2 protein-coding genes are annotated in these 2,777 nt (G+C 45.2%); both read right to left on the bottom strand.

Annotated elements, in window-relative coordinates; genetic code table 11:
* Window positions 1-471: ABC transporter substrate-binding protein (locus tag V7L20_RS15395; RefSeq protein WP_334744923.1), on the bottom strand; the 471-nt coding region annotated here is incomplete at its 3' end.
* 167 nt (window positions 472-638) lie between these two features.
* Window positions 639-2,777 (bottom strand): TonB-dependent siderophore receptor (locus V7L20_RS15390; protein WP_334744922.1); only part of this gene is annotated, 2,139 nt, incomplete at its 5' end.

Here is a 2,777-nt window from a genome sequence, read left to right as displayed (position 1 = left end):
AAACCCATCACTACGCAATTCGACTACCGATACAACCGTAGTTAATCGACGCTGACTCATGGAAGTTCTTAACTGTGCTAAACGTCTATAATAGTTAGCCATTAACTGCTGTGCTAAGTCAGTTTTTCCCAAAGCGTCGGCTGTAAAAACCAAGAACCCTTTCCACGGTGCGACTGGATCGAAAGTAGCCAAAACTGTAGGTGCAATGTGGGACAATAATGGGTAGATATCCTGATGGGAACTGAAGCCTAAAATTAAATCTGGTTTGAGTCGCAAAAGCTTCTCGATATTGGGAGATGGCCAGTCTAGCAACTCTATGCCTCTAAGCTTGCCTACCAATTCCTGCAAGTGAGAGACAGCATTCTTTGGGGCAGCGATGGGCTTGACTCCCAATGCAAAAGCAGGTTCTAATAAAGCGTCAACCAAAATTGCTACCCGTTGTGGATGGGCAGGAATGATCGTTTCACCCATAAAGTGTTTGATAAGGCGGACATCAACTTGAGATGGTGAAAAAATCAAGGAATGACTATAATTGTGTAAATGTGTCTGGTAACTACAAGCGCACAGCCCTATAAAGCAGAATAAAGCAATTAAACATAGCCGCATCTGACGGCTCCTCCAGGTCAACACTATAGTTCTCAAAAGTGCCACCCTAATGTAAAGTTTACCGTGAATGGGGTACCATAAAACACTGTCGTTCTGGTCAAAGCTGTGTCAAAATATGTGATGTCAAACAGATTTTGGAAGTTGAGCGCTGCATCAAGTTGTCCGCGACGATAGAAAAGGGCTGCATCGGTGCGTACATAACTGGGCAACTTAAAAGAATTAGCTAAATCCCCGTAGCGATCGCCCACATAAAACAAACCCAACCCAGCACCTATCCCTTTAAGGCTCCCTCTGGGAATGATGTAAGTTGTCCAGAGACTAGCTTGATTTTGCGGCGCTAGGTTGAGTAAATTGCCTACGGGGGTAGAATTATCCTTAATCACACGGGGATCGGTATAACCATAGGATGCAATTACATTCCAGCCTGGTAAGATTTGACCTGTGACAAACAACTCTACCCCCCGACTCCTTTCCTCTCCGACTGCAATAGAAAACCTTGTGTTGTTTGGGTCAGCTGTGAGGTTGTTAGTCAAGGTAAGGTCGTATAAAGCTAAGTTAGCTGAGAGTTGATCGCCAAGCAGGTCAGCCTTGACACCCACTTCGTATTGAGTCCCGCGCAGTGGTTGAAACGGATTGTTATTAGCACTTAGACCAGTCTGGGGAACAAAGGAGCGGCTATAGCTAGCATAGAGTGATATTGGTTTGATCGGCTGATAGACTAAACCTGCACGAGGGCTAAAAGCTTCGCTCGAAAACGAAGTTGAGGTGGGAGTGGGAATTTGGCTAAAACTCGTATTCCCCCCCCAGTCATAGCGAGCGCCCAAAACCAGTTTGAGATTAGAAAATAGCTCGATCGCATCTTGAGCATACACACCTAAGTCATCAAGTCTATTTCCACCCTGAAAGTCGCCAATGGAACTGCCGAGTGGCTTCCCATAAACAGGATTGAAAATATCAATTGCGGGAGTAGAGGGAAGACTAAAAGCATCGTGAATATTGATCCAAGCATATTCCGACCCAATAATAAGTTGGTGATCGAGGCTTCCGGTTTTAAAGCGCCCCGTGACTTGAGTATAAAGATCGTATGAATTTTGAACAAAAGGTCCATCGAAAGCTATTGTATCTCGATCGAGGGTGCGATTATCTGGTTCTAGGCTGCTAGGGAGTAAATCAGGGTTGTCATTAACTCTCGTAAGAATTGCCTGAAAAGCATTCTCCACTGACCAATTTTCATTGAAGTGATGCTCCAGTTTGTAGGAGAGGCGAGTAGATGCAGTATCTTGAGGATCTTCTACTCCAGGTTCTCCTAAAAACCGACTAGGAGGGAGTTTACCATTGGGGTTGGGCAGCACAGTTCCCACAGCAGGTAGCCCGCGCCAATCTAAGTTTTGATTGAAATCCTCATAGCTGGAATTCAATGTCAACTTCGTATTCTTGTTAATATCCCACGAAAGTGCGCCGGCAATCTGATAGCGCTGCTGATGGTAAAAATCTACAAAGCTATCCGAAGATAGATACGAACCGTCAAGGCGATACAAGAGCTTTTTATCTGATGTCAGTGGACCACCGATATCAAACGAGGGTTGTATTGAGTTGAAACTGCCAACAGAAAAAGCAGCCGCGTAGTAAGGATCTCTTAGAGGCTGCTTAGTAACTACATTAATAATGCCACCCAGTCCCGCTTGTCCGTAAAGCACAGAGGCTGGACCTCTAAGAACCTCGATTCGGTCTACATTGGTGGTATTAATGGCTTGTTCAGATCCACCAAAGTAATTTCTTAGACCGTCGGTTAAGATATTAGTGGAAGAATCAAAGCCTCGAATCACGAATCTGTCTTGCAAACTGGAAGGAAACCCGCCCTGTGATACGCCAGCATTTCTCAGTACATCCCCAATGTACTGATCGTGCTGGTCTTTGATCACTTGTTGCGGGATAACATTAATTACCTGTGGAACGTCCCGTGTTGGCATATTCGTTCTTGTGCCAATACTCGCGTCGGGGACATTATAGCCTGTTTCTGGAGGAGTAGTTACCTCTAATTCAATTGGTGGTTGGTTTGACTCAGATGACGGTGTTTGCTGTGAGGGCGTTGGTTGTTGTGCAGTTGTTGCAGTCGGAGTTACTCCAAATACCAACCCCTCAGTCTGACTATCAAACAACTCAACTACTGG

The organism is Nostoc sp., assembly GCF_036916735.1.
In the GTDB taxonomy this organism is placed as follows: domain Bacteria; phylum Cyanobacteriota; class Cyanobacteriia; order Cyanobacteriales; family Nostocaceae; genus Nostoc.
This window is presented reverse-complemented; position numbering and strand designations above follow the sequence as displayed.